The organism is Streptomyces sp. SJL17-4, from assembly GCF_036826855.1.
Classification (GTDB): domain Bacteria; phylum Actinomycetota; class Actinomycetes; order Streptomycetales; family Streptomycetaceae; genus Streptomyces.
Genome location: NZ_CP104578.1, coordinates 7,026,219 through 7,050,684, shown reverse-complemented (window position 1 = coordinate 7,050,684; position 24,466 = coordinate 7,026,219). Strand labels below are relative to the sequence as shown.

At 70.9% G+C, this 24,466-nt stretch carries 22 protein-coding genes; 4 read left to right on the top strand and 18 right to left on the bottom strand.

Annotated features, from left to right (window positions below; genetic code table 11):
• Positions 1–4: 4 nt before the first annotated feature.
• Positions 5–712 carry an MBL fold metallo-hydrolase gene (locus tag N5875_RS31785; protein WP_318206788.1) on the bottom strand — a complete coding sequence of 236 codons (708 nt, stop codon included), beginning with the start codon at positions 710–712 and terminating at the stop codon, positions 5–7.
• Positions 713–885: 173 nt separating this feature from the next.
• On the opposite strand from N5875_RS31785, the gene N5875_RS31780 reads away from it, so the two are divergent.
• Together N5875_RS31780 and N5875_RS31775 are read left to right on the top strand one after the other, a co-directional pair.
• Entirely contained in the window at positions 886–1,695 is an 810-nt protein-coding gene (locus N5875_RS31780; RefSeq protein WP_318206789.1) for a peptidylprolyl isomerase, read from the top strand.
• Positions 1,696–1,894: 199 nt separating this feature from the next.
• Complete coding sequence (locus tag N5875_RS31775) at positions 1,895–3,124, top strand: DUF349 domain-containing protein (RefSeq protein WP_318206790.1); 1,230 nt, start codon at positions 1,895–1,897, stop codon at positions 3,122–3,124.
• Between the two features lie 66 nt (positions 3,125–3,190).
• Here the strand turns inward: N5875_RS31775 and N5875_RS31770 are convergent, their stop codons facing one another.
• The 16 genes from N5875_RS31770 to N5875_RS31695 all read right to left on the bottom strand — a co-directional run bounded on the left by N5875_RS31770 (position 3,191) and on the right by N5875_RS31695 (position 19,329).
• Positions 3,191–5,671: a bifunctional (p)ppGpp synthetase/guanosine-3',5'-bis(diphosphate) 3'-pyrophosphohydrolase gene (locus N5875_RS31770; protein ID WP_318206791.1), complete on the bottom strand. Its 2,481-nt coding sequence runs from the start codon at positions 5,669–5,671 to the stop codon at positions 3,191–3,193.
• A gap of 237 nt (positions 5,672–5,908) precedes the next feature.
• Positions 5,909–6,460 (bottom strand): adenine phosphoribosyltransferase, encoded by a 552-nt coding sequence (locus N5875_RS31765; RefSeq protein WP_318206792.1) that lies wholly within the window; start codon positions 6,458–6,460, stop codon positions 5,909–5,911.
• Positions 6,457–7,545, bottom strand: a complete 1,089-nt coding sequence (gene secF / locus N5875_RS31760; RefSeq protein ID WP_318206793.1) for a protein translocase subunit SecF — start codon at positions 7,543–7,545, stop codon at positions 6,457–6,459. The genes N5875_RS31765 and secF overlap by 4 nt, the downstream gene beginning before the upstream one ends.
• A gap of 1 nt (position 7,546) precedes the next feature.
• Complete coding sequence (secD, locus tag N5875_RS31755; RefSeq protein ID WP_338497627.1) at positions 7,547–9,322, bottom strand: protein translocase subunit SecD; 1,776 nt, start codon at positions 9,320–9,322, stop codon at positions 7,547–7,549.
• Between the two features lie 144 nt (positions 9,323–9,466).
• Positions 9,467–9,931, bottom strand: a complete 465-nt coding sequence (yajC, locus tag N5875_RS31750) for a preprotein translocase subunit YajC (protein WP_318206795.1) — start codon at positions 9,929–9,931, stop codon at positions 9,467–9,469.
• A gap of 165 nt (positions 9,932–10,096) precedes the next feature.
• Positions 10,097–11,191: a Holliday junction branch migration DNA helicase RuvB gene (ruvB, locus tag N5875_RS31745; protein WP_318206796.1), complete on the bottom strand. Its 1,095-nt coding sequence runs from the start codon at positions 11,189–11,191 to the stop codon at positions 10,097–10,099.
• Between the two features lie 199 nt (positions 11,192–11,390).
• A complete protein-coding gene (gene ruvA, locus N5875_RS31740; RefSeq protein WP_318206797.1) occupies positions 11,391–12,023 on the bottom strand; it encodes a Holliday junction branch migration protein RuvA in 633 nt (210 codons plus the stop codon).
• On the bottom strand, positions 12,020–12,583 hold the full coding sequence (gene ruvC, locus N5875_RS31735; protein WP_318206798.1) for a crossover junction endodeoxyribonuclease RuvC: 564 nt from the start codon (positions 12,581–12,583) through the stop codon (positions 12,020–12,022). Before ruvC ends, ruvA begins: the two co-directional genes overlap by 4 nt.
• Positions 12,584–12,717: 134 nt before the next feature.
• The gene (locus N5875_RS31730) at positions 12,718–13,470 is read right to left on the bottom strand and encodes a YebC/PmpR family DNA-binding transcriptional regulator (protein WP_030204558.1); all 753 of its coding nucleotides are present in this window, start codon (positions 13,468–13,470) and stop codon (positions 12,718–12,720) included.
• A gap of 62 nt (positions 13,471–13,532) precedes the next feature.
• The gene (gene pdxT, locus N5875_RS31725) at positions 13,533–14,123 is read right to left on the bottom strand and encodes a pyridoxal 5'-phosphate synthase glutaminase subunit PdxT (protein WP_063886646.1); all 591 of its coding nucleotides are present in this window, start codon (positions 14,121–14,123) and stop codon (positions 13,533–13,535) included.
• Positions 14,124–14,129: 6 nt separating this feature from the next.
• A complete protein-coding gene (gene pdxS / locus N5875_RS31720) occupies positions 14,130–15,044 on the bottom strand; it encodes a pyridoxal 5'-phosphate synthase lyase subunit PdxS (RefSeq protein ID WP_030204560.1) in 915 nt (304 codons plus the stop codon).
• 115 nt (positions 15,045–15,159) lie between these two features.
• Positions 15,160–15,702, bottom strand: coding sequence for a hypothetical protein (locus N5875_RS31715; protein WP_318206800.1), 543 nt, complete (start codon positions 15,700–15,702; stop codon positions 15,160–15,162).
• Positions 15,703–15,713: 11 nt separating this feature from the next.
• Positions 15,714–16,349 carry an N-acyl homoserine lactonase family protein gene (locus N5875_RS31710; RefSeq protein WP_318206801.1) on the bottom strand — a complete coding sequence of 212 codons (636 nt, stop codon included), beginning with the start codon at positions 16,347–16,349 and terminating at the stop codon, positions 15,714–15,716.
• Positions 16,350–16,442: 93 nt separating this feature from the next.
• Positions 16,443–17,594 (bottom strand): glycosyltransferase family 4 protein, encoded by a 1,152-nt coding sequence (locus N5875_RS31705; protein WP_338497618.1) that lies wholly within the window; start codon positions 17,592–17,594, stop codon positions 16,443–16,445.
• Positions 17,591–18,541, bottom strand: coding sequence for a phosphatidylinositol mannoside acyltransferase (locus tag N5875_RS31700; RefSeq protein ID WP_338499322.1), 951 nt, complete (start codon positions 18,539–18,541; stop codon positions 17,591–17,593). The genes N5875_RS31705 and N5875_RS31700 overlap by 4 nt, the downstream gene beginning before the upstream one ends.
• 125 nt (positions 18,542–18,666) lie before the next feature.
• The gene (locus N5875_RS31695; protein ID WP_318206803.1) at positions 18,667–19,329 is read right to left on the bottom strand and encodes a CDP-alcohol phosphatidyltransferase family protein; all 663 of its coding nucleotides are present in this window, start codon (positions 19,327–19,329) and stop codon (positions 18,667–18,669) included.
• Positions 19,330–19,601: 272 nt separating this feature from the next.
• Between N5875_RS31695 and N5875_RS31690 the strand changes: the two genes are divergently transcribed.
• Complete coding sequence (locus N5875_RS31690; protein ID WP_318206804.1) at positions 19,602–21,797, top strand: elongation factor G-like protein EF-G2; 2,196 nt, start codon at positions 19,602–19,604, stop codon at positions 21,795–21,797.
• A 219-nt stretch (positions 21,798–22,016) separates the two neighbouring features.
• The gene (locus tag N5875_RS31685; RefSeq protein WP_318206805.1) at positions 22,017–23,675 is read left to right on the top strand and encodes a hypothetical protein; all 1,659 of its coding nucleotides are present in this window, start codon (positions 22,017–22,019) and stop codon (positions 23,673–23,675) included.
• Between the two features lie 197 nt (positions 23,676–23,872).
• Here the strand turns inward: N5875_RS31685 and N5875_RS31680 are convergent, their stop codons facing one another.
• Positions 23,873–24,436 (bottom strand): HIT domain-containing protein, encoded by a 564-nt coding sequence (locus N5875_RS31680; protein ID WP_318206806.1) that lies wholly within the window; start codon positions 24,434–24,436, stop codon positions 23,873–23,875.
• Positions 24,437–24,466 lie beyond the last annotated feature (30 nt).

Below are 24,466 nucleotides of genomic sequence, written 5' to 3'. Positions count from 1 at the left end.
CTCGTCACATTCCTCGTCGGGGAGCCTTCGCGCTCCCGAAGCCGGCCGCCACGTCCCGCAGATAGGGGTTGGTGGCGCGCTCCTGGCCGATGGTCGTCTGGGGACCGTGTCCCGACAGCACCACGGTCGAGTTGTCGAGCGGCAGGCACACACGGGCCAGCGATTCGAGCATCTCGTCCATGTCACCGCCGGGAAGGTCGGTGCGTCCGATGGAGCCGGCGAACAGCAGGTCCCCGGAGAAGAACACGGAGGGGATCTCCGTGGTCTCCGGCATCCTGAAGGTCACCGACCCCTTGGTATGACCGGGCGCGTGGGCGACGGAGAAGTCCAGACCGGCGAGCTTCAGCTCGGCGCCGTCCGTCAGTTCTCGCACGTCGTCGGGCTCTCCCACGGTCAGCTCGCCCATGAGGGGCATCCCGATGGAGCGGCCGAGGGCCTTCTCCGGGTCGCTCATCATGTAGCGGTCGGACGGGTGGATCCACGCGGGGACGTCATGGGCGCCGCACACCGGGACGACGGAGGCGACGTGGTCGATGTGTCCATGGGTCAGGACGACGGCGACGGGCTTGAGCCGATGCTTCCTCAGCGTCTCCTCGACACCCTGGGTGGCCTGGTGGCCCGGGTCGATGATCACGCACTCCTCGCCTGCGGCGGGGGCGACCAGATAGCAGTTGGTCCCCCAGGCCCCGGCGGGGAACCCGGCAATCAGCACGTTCGTCCTTAGATGTCGTCCGGCACGGGGCCGCGGATTTCCGTGGAACTCACCGAAAACGCGGAATGCGGCAGATCAGAGCCTACCGGCGGTGCCGGTTCCACAGCCAACCCGTATACGGTACGGGCACACCCGGCCAGGACAGGAACAGACGAGCGACAGGAGCGGAACCGGTGGTCACCAGCGATCAGCGGCGGCGGCAGCTTGCCAGGGAGAAGTACGCGCGGCAGCAGCAGCGGCGGGAGGAGAGCCGGCGCAAGGCGAAGCGCCGCAACACCGTCGTCGCGGCCGCCCTCGCGGTCGTCCTCGCGGCGGGCGGCGCGGTGTACGCGTCCGTGGCGCTGACGGGCGAGGACTCCCCCAAGGACAACGCGGCGGGCTCCGACAACTCGGCGAGCAGCTCGCCCAGCAGCCCGGCGCCCTCGCAGAGCGAGTCGTCGAGCGCCGAGCCGAAGATGTCGGTGGACGCCAAGGCCACGTACGCCATGGCGCTCAAGACGAACGAGGGCGACATCACGGTCACCATGGACGCGGCGAAGACCCCGCGCACGGTGAACTCCTTCTCGCACCTCGCCGCGAAGAAGTACTTCGACGGGACGAAGTGCCATCGCCTCACCACCAGCGGCATCTTCGTGCTCCAGTGCGGTGACCCCAAGGGCGACGGCACCGGCGGCCCGGGCTACACCATCCCCGACGAGAACCTGGGCGCGCTGGGCAAGGCGGGCGCGGACGGCTCGGTGACCTACCCCGCGGGCACCGTGGCGATGGCCAACACCGGGCAGCCGGGAAGTGGCGGCTCGCAGTTCTTCCTCGTCTACAAGGACACCAAGCTGCCGCCGAGCTACACGCCGTTCGGAAAGATGGACGCGGCCGGCCTCAAGGTGGTCAAGGACGTCGCCGCGGCCGGTGTCGACGGCGGCGCCGCCGACGGCGCCCCGAAGAAGGCCGTCACCATCGAGAAGGCGGCCGTCGCGAAGAAGTGAGCCGGGGTCCGCACGCACGCGTGACCGCCGAATCTCGGTCGCGCTGAGTGCGGACAGCCGGGCCGCGGTTCGCCTAGATTGGCGTTGTGCAGCGTTGGGCCGTCGGCCGCGCTGCGGAAGGCGGGCGAGGCCCGCCGGGAAACTGTGGACGATGCCCGGGGGGTACGACCCCGCGACGGCATCATGGTGAGGAGGCGCTGTGAGCAGCGACCCGTGGGGCCGCGTCGACGAGACGGGCACCGTGTACGTGCGGACGGCCGAAGGCGAGAAGGTCGTCGGATCGTGGCAGGCCGGCACCCCTGAGGAGGCTCTGGCCTACTTCGAGCGCAAGTACGAGGGCTTGGTTGTCGAGATCGGCCTCCTCGAGAAGCGGGTGAAGACCACCGACCTCTCGGCGAAGGACGCCACCGCGGCGATCGAGCACATCCGGCAGCAGGTCGACGAGCACCACGCCGTCGGCGACCTGGCCGCGCTCGCGACGCGTCTCGACAAGCTCGTCGAGACGGTCGACTCGCGCCGCGAGGAGCGCAAGGCCCAGAAGGCCAAGCAGACTGACGAGGCGCGCTCCGCCAAGGAGAAGCTCGTCACCGAGGCCGAGGAGCTGGCCCAGAGCGAGCAGTGGCGCTCCGCGGGCGAGCGGCTGCGGGCGCTCGTGGACACCTGGAAGGGCCTGCCCCGGCTCGACCGCAAGTCCGACGACGAGCTGTGGCACCGCTTCTCGCACGCCCGCTCGGCGTTCTCGAAGCGTCGCAAGGCCCATTTCGCCTCGCTCGACGCCCAGCGCGAGGACGCCCGCAAGGCCAAGGAGCGCCTGGTCGCCGAGGCGGAGTCGCTGTCGAACTCCACCGACTGGGGCACCACGGCGGCCCGCTACCGCGACCTGATGACGGAGTGGAAGGCGGCCGGCCGCGCCCAGCGCGAGCACGAGGACGACCTGTGGAACCGCTTCCGCGGCGCCCAGGACGTCTTCTTCGCGGCGCGCGGCGAGGTCTTCGCCGAGCGGGACGCGGAGCAGACCGAGAACCTCAAGCTCAAGGAGGAGCTCGCGACCGAGGCCGAGAAGCTGCTGCCGGTGTCGGACCTGAAGGCGGCGCGCGCCGCCTTCCGTTCCCTCAACGAGCGGTGGGAGGCCATCGGCCACGTCCCGCGTGACGCCCGTCCCAAGGTCGAGGGCCGGATGCACACGGTGGAGCGGGCCATCCAGGAGGCCGAGGAGACCGAGTGGCGCCGGACGAACCCGGAGGCACGCGCGCGTGCCGCGGGTCTGACCGGTCAGCTCCAGGACGCGGTCGAGAAGCTGCGCAAGCAGATCGACGCGGCCCGCGCCGCCGGCAACGACGCCAAGGCCGACAAGCTCGCCCGTGAGCTGGAGGGCCGCCAGGCCCTGCTCGACCAGGCCATGAAGGGCCTGGAGGAGTTCGGCGGCTGACGAAGCCGTGACCGTACGAGGAAGGCCCCCCGGCTCAGTGCCGGGGGGCCTTCCTCGTACGTGCCGTTACGGCCTGCGGGCCGAGGTCACGCGGTAGACGTCGTAGACGCCCTCCACGCCCCGTACGGCCTTGAGGACGTGGCCCAGGTGCTTCGGGTCGCCCATCTCGAAGGTGAAGCGCGAGGTGGCCACCCGGTCGCGGGAGGTCTGGACGGCCGCCGAGAGGATGTTGACGTGCTGGTCCGAGAGGACCCGGGTGACGTCCGAGAGCAGCCGCGAGCGGTCCAGGGCCTCGACCTGGATGGCGACGAGGAAGACCGAGGACTGGGTGGGCGCCCACTCGACCTCGAGGATCCGCTCCGGCTCGCGGGAGAGCGACTCCACGTTGACGCAGTCGCTGCGGTGAACCGATACGCCACTGCCGCGGGTGACGAAGCCGATGATCGGGTCGCCGGGCACCGGGGTGCAGCAGCGGGCCAGCTTCACCCAGACGTCCTCGACGCCCTTGACGACGACACCGGGGTCGGCGTTGGAGCGGCGCTTGGAGCGGCCGCGGGTGGGCGGGGCCGCCTCGTCGATGTCCTCGGTGGCCGCCTCCTCGCCGCCGAGCGCCTGGACCAGCTTCTGCACGATGGACTGGGCGGTGACGTGGCCCTCGCCGATCGCCGCGTACAGCGAGGAGATGTCGCTGTAGCGCATCTCGTGGGCGAGGGTGACGAGGGAGTCGCCGGTGAGGATCCGCTGGATCGGCAGGTTCTGCTTGCGCATGGCCCGCGCGATGGCGTCCTTGCCCTGCTCGATGGCCTCGTCGCGGCGCTCCTTGGAGAACCAGGCCCGGATCTTGTTGCGGGCGCGCGGGGACTTGACGAAGCCCAGCCAGTCGCGGGAGGGCCCGGCGCCGGCGGCCTTGGAGGTGAAGACCTCGACCAGGTCGCCGTTGTCGAGGGTCGATTCGAGCGGCACGAGCCGCCCGTTGACCCGGGCCCCTATGGTGCGGTGGCCGACCTCGGTGTGGACGGCGTACGAGAAGTCCACGGGGGTCGCGCCGGCGGGCAGCGCGATGACGTCGCCCTTGGGCGTGAAGACGAAGACCTCGTTGCGCGAGAGGTCGAAGCGCAGGGACTCCAGGAACTCGCTGGGGTCCTCGGTCTCCTTCTGCCAGTCGAGGAGCTGGCGCAGCCACGCCATGTCGTTGAGGTGGTCGTCCTTGCCGGTCCTCTTCGGCACGTCGGCGCGCACCTTGGAGGCACCGGCGACGGCCTCCTGCTTGTACTTCCAGTGCGCGGCGATGCCGTACTCGGCGCGCCGGTGCATGTCGAAGGTGCGGATCTGGAGCTCGACGGGCTTGCCGTTGGGTCCGATGACCGTCGTGTGCAGCGACTGGTACATGTTGAACTTCGGCATCGCGATGTAGTCCTTGAACCGGCCGGGGACCGGGTTCCATCGCGCGTGGACGGTGCCGAGGGCCGCGTAGCAGTCGCGGACGGTGTCCACGAGGACGCGGATGCCGACCAGGTCGTAGATCTCCGCGAAGTCACGGCCGCGGACGATCATCTTCTGGTAGACGCTGTAGTAGTGCTTGGGGCGGCCGGTGACGGTGGCCTTGATGCGGGCCGCCCGCAGGTCGGCCTGGACCTCGTCGGTCACTATGGCGAGGTACTCGTCCCGCTTGGGGGCGCGCTCGGCGACGAGCCGGACGATCTCGTCGTACATCTTGGGGTAGAGGATCGCGAAGGCGAGGTCCTCCAGCTCCCACTTGATGGTGTTCATGCCCAGGCGGTGGGCCAGGGGCGCGTAGATCTCGAGGGTCTCGCGGGCCTTCTTCTCCTGCTTCTCCCGCTTGAGATAGCGCATGGTGCGCATGTTGTGCAGGCGGTCGGCGAGCTTGATGACCAGGACGCGCGGGTCCTTGGCCATGGCGACGACCATCTTGCGGACCGTCTCGGCCTGCGCGGCCTCGCCGAACCTGACCTTGTCGAGCTTGGTGACGCCGTCGACGAGCAGGGTGACCTGGTCGCCGAAGTCGCGGCGCAGGTCCTCCAGGCCGTACTCGGTGTCCTCGACGGTGTCGTGGAGAAGGCCGGCCATGAGCGTCGCCGGGTCCATGCCGAGCTCGGCGAGGATCGTGGTGACGGCGAGCGGGTGCGTGATGTACGGGTCGCCGCTCTTGCGCTTCTGGCCGCGGTGCCAGCGCTCGGCGACCTGGTAGGCCCGCTCGACCTGGCGGAGCGTCGCCGTCTCGATCTTCGGGTCGTTGGAGCGGACGATCCGCAGCAGCGGTTCGAGGACCGGGTTGTACGGGGAGGAGCGCTGGACGCCGAGCCGGGCGAGGCGGGCGCGGACGCGGTTGGAGGAGCCTCCCGAGCGGGCGGGCGCCGCCGGGGCGGGCCGCGTGGGGGCCGGGGCCTCGGGGGCGGGCGACGCGGACGCGGCAGGCGCGGGCCCGGTCTCCGCGGGCTTGTTCTGGGGCGTGCCCGTCCCCGGCGCGGCCTTGTCGGCCTTCGGGTCGGGCTGCGCGGCGGAGAGTGACTGGGCCTCGTCTGGCAAGAGCGCTCCTCTGGCGGTCCCCCCGGACGGAGTCTGGGGGAGGTACCGGGTCCCCCGGTCAGGCCCGGAGTGGCCATGGTATCGAGCCCGGACACGCGCTGCTCACGCGGCCGGGGCGGTGGACGGGCCCGACAGCGGGCCGGGACGTCCCCCGGGTCCCGGACCGGCACACTCCGGAAAACCGACGGGGCGCCCCGGGGATTCCCCGGAGCGCCCCGTGCGGGGTGAAGCCCGATGTCAGACGGTGATCAGCGCCGTGAGCGGAGCGCCGTTCAGAGCCGGCTCCAGGCGGGCTCGGCCCGGCAGGAAGCCGAGTTCCATCAGGACCGCGACGCCCGCCACCTCGGCGCCCGCGCGGCGGATGAGCTCGATGGAGGCCTCGGCCGTACCGCCGGTGGCGAGGACGTCGTCGATGACCATGACGCGGTCGCCCGCGGCCAGGTCCTCGGCGTGCACCTCGATCTCGGCGGTGCCGTACTCCAGCTCGTACGCCTGGCGGAGCGTCGCCCCGGGGAGCTTGCCTGCCTTGCGGACCGGGATGAAGCCCAGTCCCGCGCGGACGGCCACCGGGGCGGCCAGGATGAAGCCGCGCGCCTCGAGACCGACGATCTTCGTCGCGCCGTGCGCGGAGCACAGCCCGGCGAGGGCGTCGGTGAGCGCCGTGAACGCCGCCGGGTCCGCGAGCAGCGGCGTGATGTCCTTGAACAGCACGCCGGGCTTCGGGTAGTCCGGTACGTCGCGGATGCGGCTGAGCAGGAGGTCGGTGACGTCCTGGGCCTCGGCGGTCATCCTCGGTGCTCCGAGGAGCGGCCGCGACGGCTCGCCCGCGGGCCGACGACGGCGATCTCGTTCTCGTTCTCGTCGACGGACCGGTCGTCCGACCCGTCGTACGACTCGCCCTTGGCGGCCGCACCGGCCCGCTTCGCCATGATGCGCTTCTTGAGTGCCCTGATCGCCGGCTCGCGCTCCTTGAGGTCGGCGACGAGCGGGGTGGCGATGAAGATCGAGGAGTACGCACCGGCGGCGAGACCGACGAACAGCGACAGCGAGATGTCGTTGAGCATGCCGGCGCCGAGGACGCCACCACCGATGAAGAGCAGGCCGGCGACCGGCAGCAGCGCGACGACGGTGGTGTTGATCGAACGGACCAGGGTGCCGTTGATCGAGCGGTTGGCCAGCTCGCTGTACGTGAAGCGGGTCTGCTTCGTGATGTCCTTCGTCTGCTCCTTGAGGGAGTCGAAGACGACGACCGTGTCGTACAGCGAATATCCGAGGATCGTCAGCAGACCGATGACCGTACCGACGGTGACCTCGAAGCCGACCAGCGAGTAGATGCCGACCGTGATCGTGAGGTCGTGGATCAGCGCGATGAGCGCGGCGACCGCCATTCTCCACTCGAAGGCGATGGCCAGATAGATCACCACGAGGATCATGAAGATCCCCAGACCGGTCCAGGCCTTGGTGGCGATCTGCTCACCCCAGCTGGGGCCGACCAGCTCCGCCGCGATCTTGTCCTCGGGGACGTTCAGGTCCTTGGCGAGCTCCGTGCGGACCTTGTCGGACTGCGCGGTGTCGAGGCCGCCGACCTGGATGCGCAGGGAGCCGTTGCCGAGCTGCTGGACGATCGCGTCGTGGCCGGAGGCCTCTTCCGCGTACTCCTGCGCCTGGCTGACGGAGACTTCCGACTTCGGGGTGGTGAAGACGGCACCGCCCTGGAACTCGATGCCCATGTTGAGGCCGCGGACGGCCAGGGCCACGATGGCGGTGATGGTGATCAGGATGGACAGGCCATACCAGATCTTGCGATTGCCGATGAAGTCGTAGCCGACCTCACCACGGTGGAGCCGGGCGCCGAGATCGCCGAGCTTCGACATCTCACGCCTCCTTCGGGTCGACAGGGCCAGCGACAGAGGCATTGGCACGACGGGTGCGGCGCAGCGGCGGCTTGGCGCCGAGTCGCTTCGGGTCCAGGCCGGACCAGGCGTGGCCCTCGCCGAAGAACTTGGTCCGCGCGAGAAGCGTCATGACCGGCTTGGTGAAGAGGAACACCACCACGACGTCGAGCAGGGTGGTCAGGCCGAGCGTGAACGCGAAGCCCTGGACCTTGCCGACGGTGACGATGAAGAGCACGGCCGCGGCCAGGAACGACACGAAGTCGGAGACCATGATCGTGCGTCGGGCACGCGGCCAGGCGCGCTCGACGGCCGGGCGGAGCGAGCGGCCCTCGCGGAGCTCGTCGCGGATGCGCTCGAAGTACACGATGAACGAGTCCGCGGTGATACCGATGGCGACGATGGCTCCACAGACGGCCGGCAGGTTCAGCGCGAAGCCGATGGCCGGGCCGAGCAGGGCCATGATCACGTAGGTGAGGAGCGCGGAGACACCGAGGCTGAGGATGGCGATCAGCGACAGGCCGCGGTAGTAGGCGACCAGGTAGATGATGACCAGACCGAGGCCGATGGCGCCGGCGATCAGACCGGCCTCCAGCTGGTCACCGCCGAGCGCGGCGGTGACCGTGTCGACGCTCTGCGTCTCGAAGGTCAGCGGCAGGGCACCGTACGACAGGATGTTGCCGAGGTCCTGGGCCGACTGCTGGTTGAAGTTGCCGGAGATCTCGGCGCTGGCGCTCAGCGTCTGGCGCACCGACGGGGCCGAGACGACCTCGCCGTCCAGGACGATCGCGAAGCGGTTCTGCGGGTCGGCCTGCGCCGAGAGCTTGCTGGTGATCGCCTGGAACTTCTTCGAACCCGCGTCCGTGAAGTCCATGGTGACGATCCACATGCCGCGCTGCTGGTCGAGCTGGCCCTTGGCGTCGTCGACGTCACGGCCCTCGACCTCGGCCGGGCCGAGGAGGTACTTCGACCACACGCCCGGCGCGTCCTCGCCACAGGCCACGGTCGGCTGCGCCGGCAGGACGCCCTGGCCGGCGGCGGTGCGCTGCTTGGGGTCCAGGCAGTTCAGGGAGGTGAACTTCTGCTGGAGCGCCGCGGTGGCGGCATCCGGCGCCGGGGGCTCCGACGGGGTTCCGGTGGCCTTCGGCGTCGAGGACGACGAGGCGCTGCCGGTGGGCGTCGGCGTCGGGGCCTTGAGGGCCTCGGTGAGCGCGCGGCCCTGGGCGGAGCCGGTGGCCGTCGGGGTGGCCGACTTCTCGCCCACGGTCGAGCCGGAGGCGGACGCGGACGGCTTCGGCGTGGCGGAGGGAGAACCGGAGGAGCTGGCGCTGCGCGCCGGCGCGGGTCCACCGTTCGTCACCGCGAGAACGGGCCGGAAGTAGAGCTGGGCGGTGGTACCGACCTGCTCCCGGGCCTGCTTCTCGTTCGTCCCGCGAGGGATGTTGACGATGATGTTCTCGCGGCCCTGCGTCTGGACCTCGGCCTCGGAGACACCGAGACCGTTGACACGGCGCTCGATGATGCCGACGGCGGTGTTCATGTTGGTCTCGTTGACCGCCGACTCCTGGCCGGGATCAGCCTTGGCCTTGAGTGTGATCGACGTACCGCCGGCGAGGTCGATGCCCAGGCGCGGGGTGGTGTGCCCCGACCAGAACATGCCGCCGGTGAGCGCGACCATGGCGATCAGGATGAGTGCCAGGGCGCGGCCCGGCCGGCTCTGTCCCCCCGCCGGCCTTCGGCCCTTCTTCGGTGCTGCCACCTGTCGTATCTCCCTGTCCAACCGTCCCGCGCCGGGTGTGCGCGGGACGGCCACGAAGTGTGTGTGGGGACCTTCCCCCGCAGACGTGGAACCGTTCCGAGAACCGCGCACGCCGGTGGGCGTGCGCGGTGTCCTCGGCCGCGACTACTTCGCGTCGGTCTCGCCGTCGGCCTTGCCGTCCTTCTGGCCCTCAGCGGCGTCGGACACGTCCGACTTCTTCGTCAGATCGGCCTTCGGCGCGTCCTCGACGGTCTCCGTGGCCTCGGCGGCCTCGGTCAGCGACGAGGCGTCGTCCGGGACGACGGTGTCGGAGTCCGAGTCCACGTCGTCACCGTGGACGATGCGGTTGTACTCGGAGTCCTCGAGGACGGCGCCGATCGCGTTCTTGGCGTAGACGGCGTGCACGCCGGGCGCGACCTCGAGGAGGACGGTCTCGTCGGCGATCTCCTTGACGGTGGCGTACATCCCCCCGATCGTCCGTACACCGGTGCCGGGCTGCATCTCGTTGCGCATCTGCGCCGCGGCCTGCTGCTTCTTCTTGGCAGAGCGGGTCATCAGGAACATGGCCCCGATGAGGACGATGAAGGGGAGGAGGGTCACGATGCTCACGGGACGGGTTTCCTTCGCACGGTCGCGGAGAACCCGCGGCCTGATCTTCGGGGGTGGGCGCGCCGACCAGAAAGGGCGGCATCGGCGGAGTCTAGGCGAGTCCGCATCGACTGAACAACGTCCAGCATCGCACCCCGGTTCCTGTCCGGGCGAGTGTCACCACCGTCACGCCCCGAAGAGCCCCTGTTGTCCCATTCCCGCGCCGTTCCCGGCGCTCTCAGGGCCCGCTGCCTGCGGCGGAACCAGTCCCAGGTGCGCCCATGCCGCGGGCGTGGCGACCCGACCACGGGGCGTACGGGCCAGCAGTCCTTCGCGTACGAGGAAGGGTTCGGCGACCTCCTCGACGGTCTCGCGCTCCTCCCCCACCGCGACGGCGAGCGTGGAGAGGCCGACGGGGCCGCCGCCGAAGAGCTTGAGCAGGGCCTCCAGGACGGCCCGGTCGAGCCGGTCGAGGCCTCGGCCGTCGACCTCGTACACGCTGAGGGCCGCCTCGGCGATCTCCCGGGTGATGACGCCGTCGGCCCTGACCTGGGCGTAGTCGCGGACGCGGCGGAGCAGCCGGTTGGCGATGCGGGGGGTGCCGCGGGACCGGCCGGCGATCTCGGCGGCGCCCGCCGGGTCGATCTCGACGTCCATGAGTCCGGCGGAGCGGTGGATCACGCGCTGCAGCTCGTCCGGGTCGTAGAACTCCATGTGGCCGGTGAAGCCGAAGCGGTCGCGCAACGGCGGCGGCAGGAGTCCGGCCCGGGTGGTGGCGCCGACCAGGGTGAACGGCGGGAGTTCGAGCGGGATGGCGGTGGCGCCGGGGCCCTTGCCGACGATGACGTCGACGCGGAAGTCCTCCATCGCCATGTAGAGCATCTCCTCGGCGGGCCGGGACATCCGGTGGATCTCGTCGAGGAAGAGGATCTCCCCCTCCTGGAGGGAGGAGAGGATCGCGGCGAGGTCGCCGGCGTGCTGGATGGCGGGGCCCGAGGTGATGCGGATCGGCGCGTTCATCTCGGCGGCGATGATCATCGAGAGGGTGGTCTTGCCGAGGCCGGGGGCGCCGGAGAGCAGCACGTGGTCAGCGGTGGCACCGCGTTGACGGGCGGCCTTGAGGACCAGGTCGAGCTGCTGACGGACCTTCTCCTGGCCGACGAACTCACTGAGGTCCTTGGGCCGCAGAGCCGCCTCGACGGCCTGGTCGTCGCCCTCGGCCGACGCCCCGACGATGCGTCCCTCGTCGTCGCCGGTGGTCTCGTCGTCGTCCCAGTTCACGGTTGTCTGCCTTCTTGGTGGTGGTGCGATGGTCTTGTGCGGGGCGGGGGCGGTGACCCTGCGGGGCGATTCCCCCACCCCGCCCCTTCCCTAAACCGGGGGCAAGCCCCCAGGCCCCCGTACGGCCTTCGGCCGTGTCCTCGAACGCCGGGCGGGCTGGAATTCCGCCCTCTGGGCGGCCCCGCGCAGCGGTTCACCGTCAGCGCGCGCGGTTCAGGGACTGCAAGGCCGCCCGCAGCAGCTGCGGCACCGGCGCCGACCCGCCGGAGGCGATCGCCTCCTCGGCCTGCGGCGCCACCGCCGCCACCGCCTCCTCCGCCTCGCGGCTCGCGTACCCGAGCCCGATCAGCGCGGCCGACAGCTGCTCCGTCCACGGCGCGGGCCCGGAGGCCGCGGCCCGCTGCGCGCCGACCATGCCACTGCTGCCGAGCGGCGCGCCGAGCTTGTCCTTCAGTTCGAGGAGGAGTTTCTGCGCGCCCTTCTTGCCGATGCCGGGGACGGCCATGAGGGCCTTCTCGTCACCGGTGGACACGGCGAGGCGCAGGGCGTCCGGGCTGTGGACCCCGAGCATGGCCTGGGCGAGGCGGGGCCCGACGCCGCTCGCGGTCTGGAGGAGCTCGAAGACCTGTCGCTCGTCGTCGTCGGCGAAGCCGTACAGGGTGAGGGAGTCCTCCCGTACGACGAGGGAGGTGGCGAGCCGGGCGTCCTCACCGATCCGCAGTCCCGCGAGCGTTCCCGGGGTGCACTGGACGGCCATGCCCACACCGCCGACCTCGATGACGGCCGTGGTGGGGGCGAGCGCGGCGACCGGGCCGCTGACGAAGGCGATCATCGGGTTCGGCCTTTCACTGCGGACGCCTGCCGGGCGACCGCCTGCTGGAGACGGTTCTCGGCGACGGCCTGCTGGAGACGGTTCTGGGCGGGGGCGCGCCAGATGTGGCAGATGGCGAGGGCGAGGGCGTCGGCGGCGTCGGCCGGCTTGGGCGGCGCGGAGAGCCGGAGCAGTCGGGTCACCATGGCCCCGACCTGTGCCTTGTCGGCGCGTCCGCTGCCGGTGACGGCGGCCTTGACCTCGCTGGGGGTGTGCAGGGCGACGGGGATGCCGCGGCGCGAGGCGCAGAGCATGGCGACGGCACTGGCCTGGGCCGTGCCCATCACCGTACGGACGTTGTGCTGACTGAACACCCGCTCCACGGCGACGAGTTCGGGCGAGAAGCGGTCGAGCCACTCCTCGATGCCACGCTCGATGCCGACCAGGCGCACCCCGATGTCGTCGTCCGCGGCCGTCCGCACCACGCCCACGCCGAGCATGGTCAGGGGCCGTCCGGCGACACCCTCGACGACGCCGACGCCGCACCGGGTCAGACCCGGGTCCACCCCGAGAACACGCACGCCGCTCCCCCTCCTCGCTCACCTGTTTGTGCAGGCTATCCGCTGCCACCGACAACGCCGCACGAACGACAGCGGGCCGACGGGGGTGTGTCCCCGTCGGCCCGCTGCGGAACCGCGTCGATCGACGGCCCGGATCAGGCGTCGACCTTCTCCATGACCTCGTCGCTGACGTCGAAGTTGGCGAAGACGTTCTGCACGTCGTCGCTGTCCTCCAGCGCGTCGATCAACTTGAACATCTTGCGCGCGCCCTCTTCGTCGAGCTCGACCTGCATGGTCGGGACGAAGCTGGACTCGGCGGAGTCGTAGTCGATACCGGCCTCCTGGAGGGCGGTGCGGACCGCCACCAGGTCGGTGGCCTCGCTGATGATCTCGAACGACTCACCGAGGTCGTTGACCTCCTCGGCGCCCGCCTCGAGCACCGTCTCCAGGACGTCGTCCTCGGACAGCTCGCCCTTGGGGAGCACGACGACGCCCTTGCGGTTGAACAGGTACGAGACCGAGCCCGGGTCGGCCATGGAGCCGCCGTTGCGGGTCATGGCCACGCGCACGTCGGAGGCGGCGCGGTTGCGGTTGTCGGTGAGGCACTCGATGAGCACCGCGACACCGTTCGGGCCGTAGCCCTCGTACATGATCGTGGCGTAGTCGGCGCCGCCGGCCTCGAGACCCGCACCGCGCTTGAGCGCGGAGTCGATGTTCTTGTTCGGGACCGACTGCTTCTTCGCCTTCTGGACGGCGTCGAACAGCGTCGGGTTACCGTCCAGGTCGGCGCCGCCCGTGCGGGCCGCGACCTCGATGTTCTTGATCAGCTTCGCGAAGAGCTTGCCGCGCTTGGCGTCGATCACGGCCTTCTTGTGCTTCGTCGTAGCCCATTTAGAGTGGCCGGACATCTGCCTGTCTCCTTCGCGTAACCCATTTCTGAACGAACCCCAGAGATCCTACCGGGATCGGATCAGCGTGCCGCGCGCACCATGTCGACGAACAGGGCGTGGATGCGGTGGTCCCCGGTGAGTTCGGGGTGGAACGAGGTCGCGAGCACCCGGCCCTGTCGTACGGCGACGATGTGGCCCTCGTGCTCGGCGAGGATCTCGACCTCGGCGCCGACGGACTCCACCCAGGGGGCCCGGATGAAGACGCCCTCGACGGGGCCGTCCTCGATGCCCGCGACGGTGACGCCGGCCTCGAAGGACTCGTTCTGCCGCCCGAAGGCGTTGCGGCGGACGATCATGTCGATGCCGCCGAAGGTCTCCTGGCCCGAACGCGGGTCGAGGATCTTCTCGGCGAGCATGATCAGACCGGCGCAGGTGCCGTAGACCGGCAGGCCGGCGGCGATGCGCTCGCGCAGCGGCTCCGCCATGCCGAACAGCTCGGCCAGCTTGGAGATGGTGGTGGACTCCCCGCCGGGGATGACCAGGCCGTCGATCTCGGCCAGCTCTTCGGGGCGCCGGACCGGCCTGGCCACGGCGTCAGCCGCGGCCAGGGCGATCAGGTGCTCCCGTACGTCGCCCTGGAGTGCCAGGACACCGATCACGGGTGTGCTCATGAGTGATTACCAGCCGCGGTTGGCGTAGCGCTCGGACTCGGGGAGGGTGTCGCAGTTGATGCCGACCATGGCCTCGCCCAGGTTGCGGGAGGCGTCCGCGATGATCTTCGGGTCGTCGTAGAAGGTGGTGGCCTTCACGATGGCGGCGGCGCGCTTGGCCGGGTCGCCCGACTTGAAGATGCCGGAGCCGACGAAGACGCCCTCGGCGCCGAGCTGGCGCATGAGCGCGGCGTCGGCGGGGGTGGCGACGCCACCGGCGGAGAACAGCACGACCGGGAGCTTGCCGAGCTCGGCGACCTCCTTGACGAGCTCGTACGGGGCGCGCAGGTCCTTCGCGGCGGCGAACAGCTCGTTGTTGTCGAAGCCGCGCAGCCTGGCGATCTCGTTCTTGATCTGGCGCAGGTGGCGGACGGCCTCGACGACGTTGCCGGTGCCGGCCTCGCCCTTGGAGCGGATCATGGCCGCGCCCTCGGCGATGCGGCGCAGGGCCTCGCCCAGGTTGGTGGCGCCACAGACGAAGGGGGTCGTGAAGGCCCACTTGTCGGAGTGGTTGACCTCGTCGGCGGGGGTCAGGACCTCGGACTCGTCGATGTAGTCGACGCCGAGGGACTGCAGGACCTGGGCCTCGACGAAGTGGCCGATACGGGACTTGGCCATGACCGGGATGGAGACCGCGCCGATGATCTCTTCGATCATGTTCGGGTCGGACATGCGGGCCACGCCGCCGTCCTTGCGGATGTCCGCGGGGACCCGCTCCAGGGCCATGACGGCCACGGCGCCGGCGTCCTCGGCGATCTTCGCCTGCTCGGCGTTGACCACGTCCATGATCACGCCACCCTTGAGCTGCTCGGCCATGCCGCGCTTCACACGGGCGGTGCCGGTCTCGGGGGACTGGGGGGAAACGGAAGGCGTGGTGGACACGGGGACCTCACTCGTGACAACGGGGGTTGACGACTAGGTCGAGGAAACAGTCCACGTGCAGTCCACAGCAAGGGCCAATGTGGACCCGGTGGATCGTTTTCGCAGGCTGAGGGCGTCAGGCCGGGCGATCGGCAAGGGCCACCGGGGCCTCGTCGTCCATTTCGAAGGCCAGCGGGAAGGGCGCGTGGCCCGCGAGCCGGAACCAGCGGACCGTACGGTGGCGGCGCAGGGCGCGGGCGGCACGGACGGCGTCGTTGTGGAAACGGCGGGCCATCGGCACCCGGCGGACGGACGCCGCCAACTCCTCCGCGGCGTCGTCGCCGCCGGGCGCCTCCCGTACGAGTTCCACCTGCTCGGGCTCGCCGAACACGACCCGCAGAGCCTGGCTCAACTCGCTCTCGGCGACCTCCCGGTGGTCCTCCTCGGCCTGCCGTGCGGCGTGCGCGGCCTCGTACAGCACGATCGAGGCGGCCGGGTCGAGGACACCGGAGGTGGCCAGCTCCTGGGTGACCGAGGCCCGGCGCAGCAACTGCGCGTCCAGGGCCGCGCGGGCGGCGTCGATTCGGGAGTGCAGCCGGTCGAGCCGTCCGGCGGTCCAGCTGAGATAGACGCCGATGAGGATCAGCGCGACGACGGTCCAGATCAGGGTTTCGGTCACGGGCGGAAAGGCTACCGGGGCGGCGGCAGCACCCCTTCCCAAAGGTCATGGTCATGGGCGAACAGGACACGCGCGGGGCGGCCCGCGGCGAGCTCGGCGAGCCGGTCGAGCCAGGGGCGGTACGGGGTGCCGAACTCGGCCGCGAAGTCGTAGGCCTGTCCCGCGAGGACGGTCACACGGTCGCCGTGGTCGAGGAAGAGGGACTGGTGCCCTTCGGTGTGTCCGGGCGTCGGCACGATGCGTACGCCGGGCGCGATCTCGTACTCGCCGTCCAGCTCCACGTACCGGACCCCGGGCAGGAGCGAGTCGATGGTGTACCCGCCGGCGCGGGCGGTGGCGAGCTCGGTGCGCTGGACGAGGACGGGGGTGTCGGGGAAGCGCTGGTTGCCGCCGATGTGGTCGAAGTGGAGGTGGCAGTTGACCACGAGGTCCACGTCGTCGGGCCCTACGTCGAGGCTCCGCCGGACGGGCCGGTAGTGGGCGTCCGCCTCGGGGGAGCCCTCCCCCATCCCGGTGTCGAAGAGCAGGGCGCCGTTCCCGTACCGCACGAGGTAGCCGAGCGTCGGCTCCTGGCGGTCGTGGGGCCCGCCCCATTCCTCGGCGGGCCGGGTGAAGTACCCCAGATCGAGCCGGCTGATCGCAACCATGGCCCAAGCCTGCCCCACCCCCGTGTGGGCAATCGTCCCGCGGGGCGGGGCGGGGGCGCCCGAGGCCGGGTGGGGCGGCGGTCCTGTGGGGGGCTACAGACCCAATCGTGCCCGCAGCCCCACGCGTTCGTCCGTGTCCACCGCCGCCGCGCCGTCCGTCACCGTCTCGTAGACCGCCAGGATGTCCGCGCCGACCGTCGTCCAGTCGAAGCGGCGTACATGGGCCGAGCCACGGGCTCTCAGTTCCGCGCGGCGCTCCTCGTCGCCGAGGAGGCGGATCGCCGCGTCCGCGAGCGCGTCCGCGTCCTCGTTGGTGAAGAGTTCGCCCGCCGCCCCCTGGTCCAGGACCTGCGCGAAGGCGTCCAGGTCGGCGGCGAGGACCGGCGCTCCCGCCGACAGCGCCTCGACGAGGATGATGCCGAAGCTCTCGCCGCCGGTGTTGGGAGCCACGTACACGTCGACGCTGCGCAGCAGCCGCGCCTTGTCCTCGTCGCTGACCATGCCGAGGAACTCCACCCGCGAGCGCATCTCCCGGGGCAGCGAGGCCACCGCCTCCTCCTCGTCCCCGCGCCCGGCGACCAGGAGCCGCGCCCCGGGCCGCTCGGTGAGGATCCTGGGCAGCGCCCGCATGAGGACGGGCAGGCCCTTCCTCGGCTCGTCGATGCGCCCGATGAAGCCGAGCGTCTCGCCCTGCCATTCCTTCTTCGGCTCGGCGCGCGCGAAGAAGTCCACGTCGACCCCGTTGGGGATGACCACGGCGTCGCCGCCGAGGTGCTCGACGAGCGTGCGCCGCGCGTACTCGCTCACCGCGATACGCGCGCTGATCTTCTCCAGCGCCGGCTGGAGGATCGGATACGCGGCGATCATCGCCCGTGAGCGCGGGTTCGACGTGTGGAAGGTGGCGACGATCGGTCCCTGCGCCGCCCAGCAGGTCAGCAGCCCGAGCGACGGCGAGGTCGGCTCATGGATGTGGACGACGTCGAAGGTGCCGTCGTGGAGCCAGCGCCGCACCCGCGCGGCCGAGAGGAAGCCGAAGCTGAGCCGCGCCACCGAGCCGTTGTACGACACGGGCACGGCACGGCCCGCCGACACCACGTACGGCGGCAGCGGCGTCTCGTCGTCGGCGGGCGCGAGGACGGAGACCTCGTGGCCGAGCCGGATGAGGTGCTCGGCGAGGTCACGGATGTGGAACTGGACGCCGCCCGGCACGTCCCACGCATACGGGCAGACGATCCCGATCTTCACTCGCCGCGCTCCCCGCCCCGCTCGACACCCTCGGTCCCGGCACCCGCGCCGGGCTCCGGGCGTTCCTCCAGGTCCGCGAGCCACAGTCGTTGCAGCATGTGCCAGTCCTCCGGGTGGTCCGCGATGCCGGCGGCGAAGGCGTCGGCCAGCGCCTGTGTCATCACAGACGTCTTCTCCGCCCGCGTACCTGACTCGGGTACGTCGATCGGCGGGTGGATGCGCCCCCGCATGACCGGCGTGTCGTCGTACCAGAGCGTCACCGGAAGGAGCAGTGCGCCCGTCTGCTGGGCGAGGATCGCCGGTCCCGCCGGCATCCGCGCCGTGTCGCCGAAGAACGTCACCTCGGTGCCGGAGGCGGACAGGTCGCGGTCGGCGACCAGGCAGACCAGGCCGCCGGCCCGCAGGCGCCGCGCCAGCGTGCCGAAGGCGGAGCCCCCGGTGTGCGGGAGGACCTCCATGCCGAGGGACTCGCGGTAGGCCACGAAGCGGTCGTACAGCGTCTCGGGCTTGAGCCGCTCCGCGACCGTGGTGAACGGCACGCCGAGGGACCGGGTCACCCACACGCCCGCGAGGTCCCAGTTCGCCAGGTGCGGCAGGGCCAGGACGACGCCGCGTCCGGCGGCGAGGCCCTCCTTGAGGTGGTGGACGTCCTTGATGTCTATCCCGCGCTCGACCCGTTCCCTGCTCCAGGTCGGCAACCGGAAGGACTCCATCCAGTACCGCATGTACGAGCGCATGCCGGCCTTCGACAGCTCGGCGAGCCGCTCGGGCGTGGCGTCCGGCACCACGCGCGCGAGGTTGGCCTCGAGACGCAGGACGCTCTTGCCCCGCCGCTTCCACGTGAAGTCGGCGATCCGCCGGCCGAGACCTGCGGCCACCGGCTCGGGCAGCTTCTTGACGGTCGCCCAGCCGGCGCCGTACAGCCCGTCGCTCAGCCGCTCCTTCAGCGTGCTGCCCCGGGACACGTCGGCCGCCGACGTGCCGTCCTGCGACGTGCTGCCTTCGGGCGCGCTGCCCCCGGACGTGCGCCCCTCCGACGTGCCGCCCTCCGGCGTTCCGTCCCTCAGCGTGCTCATGTCGTCACCCCGCCGTCCCCGGCCGCCGCGGCGTCCGCCTCGGCCGATTCCCGTCGTACGGTGACGACGCGCTGGCCCAGGGTGACGGCGCTGCCGACGGCCACGATCCACAGCGCGATCGGCAGCAGCACCTCGATCCCGGGCACGCCGAACGTGTGGAGTCCGGCGAGGCCGGCCGCGACGAGCGAGATCACCAGGCGTTCGGCACGTTCGATCAGACCGTTGACGGCGACGGGCAGGCCAATCGATTCACCTCGGGCCTTGGTGTACGACACGACCTGCCCGCTCGCCAGGCAGAAGATCGCCACGGCGCACAGCACGTTGTCGTCGCCCTTGCCCGCGTACCAGAGCGCGAAGCCGCCGAAGATGGCGCCGTCGGCGACCCGGTCCAGCGTCGAGTCGAGGAAGGCGCCCCAGCGGCTGGAGATCCCCGCCTGCCGGGCCATGTTGCCGTCGACGAGGTCGGAGAAGACGAAGAGGGTGATGACGATGGTGCCCCAGAAGAACTCCCCGCGGGGGAAGAACACCAGCGCACCGGCCATCACTCCCGCCGTGCCGATGAGCGTGACCGCGTCGGGACTGACGCCCCTGCGGAGCAGAAACGCGGCGAACGGTGTGAGGACACGCGTAAAAAATGCACGCGCGTACTTGTTCAGCATGGCCTTCCCGAGGTTCGGTGGGCCGCGCGGCCCCTACGACCACCGGCTCACCCATCGTAGCCACGCGCGCCCCGACGTACGGGCGGCACCCGCCCCGCCGCGTCGGCGTCCCCTCCGAGGGGCCCTCCCCGTGTACGACGTATGGACGCCTCCTTGCGTCGGTGCAAAGCTCGAAGGACCACCGCGGGCACCCGCCGGAGCCGTACCGCGACACACCACTCCCCCGCGCCCGCGTCCCGCCGCACCGTGCGAGCAGTCGGGAGGAACACATCATGGGTGACAAGGCGAACACGGCCGCCGGAGCCGCCGGCAGGGCTTTGACGGCCGACCGGCCCACGGCCGTACGGAACGTGGTGCTGGTCGGCCACAGCGGATCGGGCAAGACGACCCTGGTCGAGGCGCTCGCGCAGACCGCCGGGGCACTCAACCGGGCGGGCCGGGTCGAGGACGGCGGCACCGTCTCCGACTACGACGAGATCGAGCACCGCCAGCATCGCTCCGTACAGCTCTCCCTCGTTCCGGTCGGCTGGGACGGGTACAAGATCAACCTCCTCGACACCCCCGGGTACGCCGACTTCGTCGGGGAGCTGAGGGCCGGTCTGCGCGCGGCGGACGCGGCCCTCTTCGTCGTCTCGGCCGCCCAGGAGGCCGACGCCGTCGCCGCCTCCACCCGGATGGTCTGGGAGGAGTGCGCCGCCGTCGGCATGCCCCGCGCCATCGTCGTCACCCACCTCGACACCGCCCGCACCGACTTCGGCGAGCTCACCGCCGTCTGTGCCTCGCTCTTCGGCCGCGACGACCCGGACGCCGTCCTGCCCCTCTACCTGCCGGTGCGCGGCGAGGAGGGCGCCGACGGGCACGCGCCCACGACCGGTCTGGTCGGCCTGCTCTCGGAGCGGATCTTCGACTACTCGACGGGGGTACGGAAGGAGGGCCCGCCCGACGAGGGCCAGCGGGAGCTGATCGCGGAGGCCCGCGCCCGGCTGATCGAGGGGATCATCGCCGAGAGCGAGGACGAGACCCTGATGGACCGCTACCTCGGTGGCGAGTCGATCGATGTGAAGACGCTCGTCGACGACCTGGAGAAGGCCGTCGCCCGGGGCACCTTCCACCCGGTGCTCGCGGCCGCCCCCGCCGCCGACGGCGGTACGCAGGGTCTGGGCACCCTCGAACTCCTGGAGCTCATCACCGGCGGGTTCCCCTCGCCCCTGGAGCACGAACCGCCCGCCGTCACCACCCCGGACGGGCAGCCCCGACCGCCCCTCACCTGCGACCCCGAAGGCCCCCTGGTCGCCGAGGTCGTCAAGACCGCCGCCGACCCCTACGTGGGCCGCGTCTCCCTGGTCCGGGTCTTCTCCGGCACCCTGCGCCCCGACGAGACCGTCCACGTCTCCGGGCACGGCCTGGCCGACCGGGGCCACGAGGACCACGACGTCGACGAGCGGATCGGCGGCCTCACCTCCCCCTTCGGCAAGCAGCAGCGGCCCATGGCGCACTGCATCGCCGGGGACCTCGCCTGTGTGGCCCGGCTGGGCCGCGCGGAGACCGGCGACACGATCTCCGCGAAGGACGATCCGCTGCTCATGGAGCCCTGGAGCATGCCGGAGCCGCTGCTCCCGCTCGCCGTCCAGGCCCACGGCAAGGCCGACGAGGACCGGCTCTCACAAGGCCTCGCCCGGCTGGTCGCCGAGGACCCCACCCTGCGCCTCGAACAGAACCAGGACACCCGGCAGGTCGTCCTGTGGTGCCTGGGCGAGGCCCACCAGGACGTCGTCCTCGAACGTCTCCGCGGCCGGTACGGGGTCCAGGTCGACGCCGTGCCGTACAAGGTGTCGTTGCGCGAGACCTTCGGCGGCACGTCGGCCGGCCGGGGCCGGCACGTCAAACAGTCCGGCGGCCACGGCCAGTACGCCATCTGCGAGATCGAGGTGGAGCCGCTCCCGCCGGGCAGCGGCATCGAGTTCGTCGACAAGGTGGTCGGCGGCGCGGTCCCCCGGCAGTTCATCCCCTCCGTCGAGAAGGGCGTACGGGCCCAGGCCGCGCGGGGCGTCGCGGCCGGCTATCCGCTCGTCGACATCCGGGTCACCCTCAAGGACGGCAAGGCCCACTCGGTGGACTCCTCCGACGCCGCCTTCCAGACGGCCGGGGCGCTCGCGCTGCGCGAGGCGGCCGCCGAGGTCGCCGTGCACCTCCTGGAGCCGGTCGCCGAGGTCCAGGTCCTGGTGCCCGACGAGTACGTCGGTCCCGTGATGAGCGATCTGTCGGGGCGACGGGGCCGGGTCGTCGGCACCGACCAGGCCGGCCCCGGGCGGACCGTGGTCCGGGCCGAGGTGCCGGAGATCGAGATCGGGCGGTACGCGATCGACCTCCGGTCCGTGTCTCACGGCACGGGCCGGTTCGACCGTACGTACGCCCGGCACGAGCCGATGCCGCCGCACCTCGCCGAGAAGGTCCGCGAAGAGTCCTGAAAGGGCGCCTTGTTGAGGGATCGACACGGGAGCGGCAAGGGAGTGACACGGGAGTGACAGCGGTGAACGTTCGCCCGGCACATGTCGGGCGAACGTCATTCGGCCGCGATATCCACAGGCGGTGACGCACACGACGGTCCCCGGTTACGCTGTGGTGCCCAGCTCAGAAGGTGTGCGGGGCGCGGCAGTTGGGAACAGCCCGCACAAGTAACCGCGGCGATGGGGGCGGCAGTGGCGATCGATGGCTTCGGACCCGGGGCGCAGGTCCCCCTCATGGGCACGGGCGGTGGTACGGGGGCGACCAACGCGCTCGCGTCCGCCGCGTACCGCGACAGCCCGCTCGACACGATCCAGCAGGCCGACAACGAGCTCTACAAGACGACGCTCAAGGCCGGGAAATGGGAGAAGCTCTTCCGGCCCGACCTCGGCGAGGCCTTCTCCCGCGCGGTCCAGGTCCGCATGCTCGGCGGCGGCCGCAAGGCCCTCATCCAGTCCTTCGGCGCCGAGCCGCAGCCGGTCGTCGAGCACTGCCTCGCGGCCACCCACATCCGCCGTCGGCGCGATGCCCAGCTGACCATGGTCACCTTCGTCTGCGGCATCCTCTTCCTGCCCGGCCTGCTGCTCTGGCTCGGCGTCATCCAGCTGCGCCGCCTCGCCGCCGGCTCCGAGAACAAGCGGACGAGCATCATCGGCACCCTCCTGCTGTGGGCGGCGGGGATCTTCGCCGCGCTCGTGCTGATCAGGCTGCCCTTCGACGGGATCCTGCCGAACTATCTGCGCGCCATGCTCGTGGCCCCGGTCATCGGCTGGTTCCTGGCCCGCCGGATCTGCGACAGGTCCGCCGTCGACCTGCGGGAGCGCTGGACCGGTCTGCTCAGCGGCGGCGGCGCCGGTCCGCAGGTCCCCAAGTCCGTTCCGCAGGACCCCGGCGAGAAGTCGGCCGAGGAGCTCCGGCTGAACCTGGAGAAGCTCTCGGCCGAGCAGCAGTCCAACATCGCGTTCTACGCCGGACCCAAGGGCATCCTCGGTCTGGGCACCCGCTGGGGCAGCTGGACCCTCGCCGAGGAACTCGTCCCCGTGGCCGGCCGGGAGATCCACGACTTCCGCGCCTGGGACGTCATCCGCAAGATCCACGACGAGCTCTCGCTGCTGGAGCGCGGCTCCCTGAAGACCGGTTTCCCGAAGCCGACCGTCAAGCACTGGGTCGTCTCCGCCGTCGGCGAGGGCGCCGACGAGGTCACCCGGCCCGAGGGCGACAACATCGTCCACTTCCAGGTCAAGCCGCACGAGATACAGCGCATCTGCAACGACCAGCAGTTCGGCGCCGGCAACCGTCACTACCTCGGCGTGCAGTTCACCCTCTGGGACGGGAACCTCGTCCTCACGATGATGGTCACGGTGACCTCGCTGCACCACACGCTCAGGATCGAGGTCACCGGCCACGCGCTCGGCCCCGTGCACGGTCTGTTCACCACGAAGCCGAAGGCCAAGACCAAGGAGGTCTCCAAGGCGGTCCGCTTCTGGGAGACGAAGGAGATCCAGCAGCCGCTGCTCGACACCGACGACATCGTCCGGCTGGCGGTGCGCGCACCGCTCACCTGGTACCCGCCGGTCCTGGAGTTCCTCGGCGGCAAGATGGTCCTGCCCGAGCCCTTCGGCCTGCGCCACGTCTGGGCCGGTCCGCTCTGGAAGAACCGCTTCATGGCCGACGATGCCATAAGGATGGCGACGCCGGTGCTGCGCGCGGTCCACTCCGCGACCCTGAAGTTCCTGGACGAGCACAACGTGGACACGGAGCGCTTCACCAACCGCTCGCTGGTCCTCAGCGGTGGCATCCAGGAGCCGGGCCCCAAGAAGGCCGACGTCTACGACGCGTGACGGGCCGTACGCGAAGGACCGGGAGACCGTGACCGGACCGTACGACGAAGGGCCCGGGTCCACTGCTGTGGCCCGGGCCCTTCGCGTACGGATCGGATGGCGGCCGGTCCTGCCGGACGCGTACGGATCAGATGGCGGCCGGTCCTGCCGGACGCGTACGGATCAGATGGCGGCCGGTCCTGCCGGACGCGTACGGATCAGATGGCGGCGGGCCAGGCGTCGGCCAGCATCTTCCGGGTGTCCGCGAGAAGCTGCGGCAGCACCTTGGTGTGCCCGACGACCGGCATGAAGTTGGTGTCCCCGCCCCAGCGCGGCACCACGTGCTGGTGCAGGTGTGCGGCGATCCCGGCGCCCGCGACGGCGCCCTGGTTCATGCCGATGTTGAAGCCGTGCGCGCCGGAGGCGGCCCGCAGCGCGACCATCGCGCGCTTGGTGAAGTCGGCGAGCTCCAACGTCTCCGCCGCGTCCAGATCCGTGTAGTCGGCGACGTGACGGTAGGGGACGACCATGAGGTGACCGCCGTTGTACGGGTACAGGTTGAGGACCGTGTACACGCTCTGGCCCCGGGCGATCACCAGACCGTCCTCGTCCGACTTCGACGGAATCGAGCAGAACGGACAGCCGTCCTCGGCGCCCGGCCCGGTCGGCTTGTTCTCGCCCTGGATGTACGCCATCCGATGAGGCGTCCACAGGCGCTGGAACGCGTCCCGCGTCCCCACTCCGATCTGCTGCTCCGGCTCAGTCGTCATGCTGTGCAGCATATTGCTTCGCCCGTTCGGAACGTGTCGCCG

Coding starts and splice junctions, on each gene's coding strand:
- N5875_RS31695 (WP_318206803.1), bottom strand. CDS start 19,329: ATGCTGAACAAGTACGCGCGTGCATTTTTTACGCGTGTCCTCACACCG.
- N5875_RS31765 (WP_318206792.1), bottom strand. CDS start 6,460: ATGACCGCCGAGGCCCAGGACGTCACCGACCTCCTGCTCAGCCGCATC.
- N5875_RS31685 (WP_318206805.1), top strand. CDS start 22,017: ATGGGGGCGGCAGTGGCGATCGATGGCTTCGGACCCGGGGCGCAGGTC.
- N5875_RS31690 (WP_318206804.1), top strand. CDS start 19,602: ATGGGTGACAAGGCGAACACGGCCGCCGGAGCCGCCGGCAGGGCTTTG.
- N5875_RS31730 (WP_030204558.1), bottom strand. CDS start 13,470: ATGTCCGGCCACTCTAAATGGGCTACGACGAAGCACAAGAAGGCCGTG.
- N5875_RS31680 (WP_318206806.1), bottom strand. CDS start 24,436: ATGCTGCACAGCATGACGACTGAGCCGGAGCAGCAGATCGGAGTGGGG.
- N5875_RS31710 (WP_318206801.1), bottom strand. CDS start 16,349: ATGGTTGCGATCAGCCGGCTCGATCTGGGGTACTTCACCCGGCCCGCC.
- ruvA (WP_318206797.1), bottom strand. CDS start 12,023: ATGATCGCCTTCGTCAGCGGCCCGGTCGCCGCGCTCGCCCCCACCACG.
- secF (WP_318206793.1), bottom strand. CDS start 7,545: ATGTCGAAGCTCGGCGATCTCGGCGCCCGGCTCCACCGTGGTGAGGTC.
- pdxT (WP_063886646.1), bottom strand. CDS start 14,123: ATGAGCACACCCGTGATCGGTGTCCTGGCACTCCAGGGCGACGTACGG.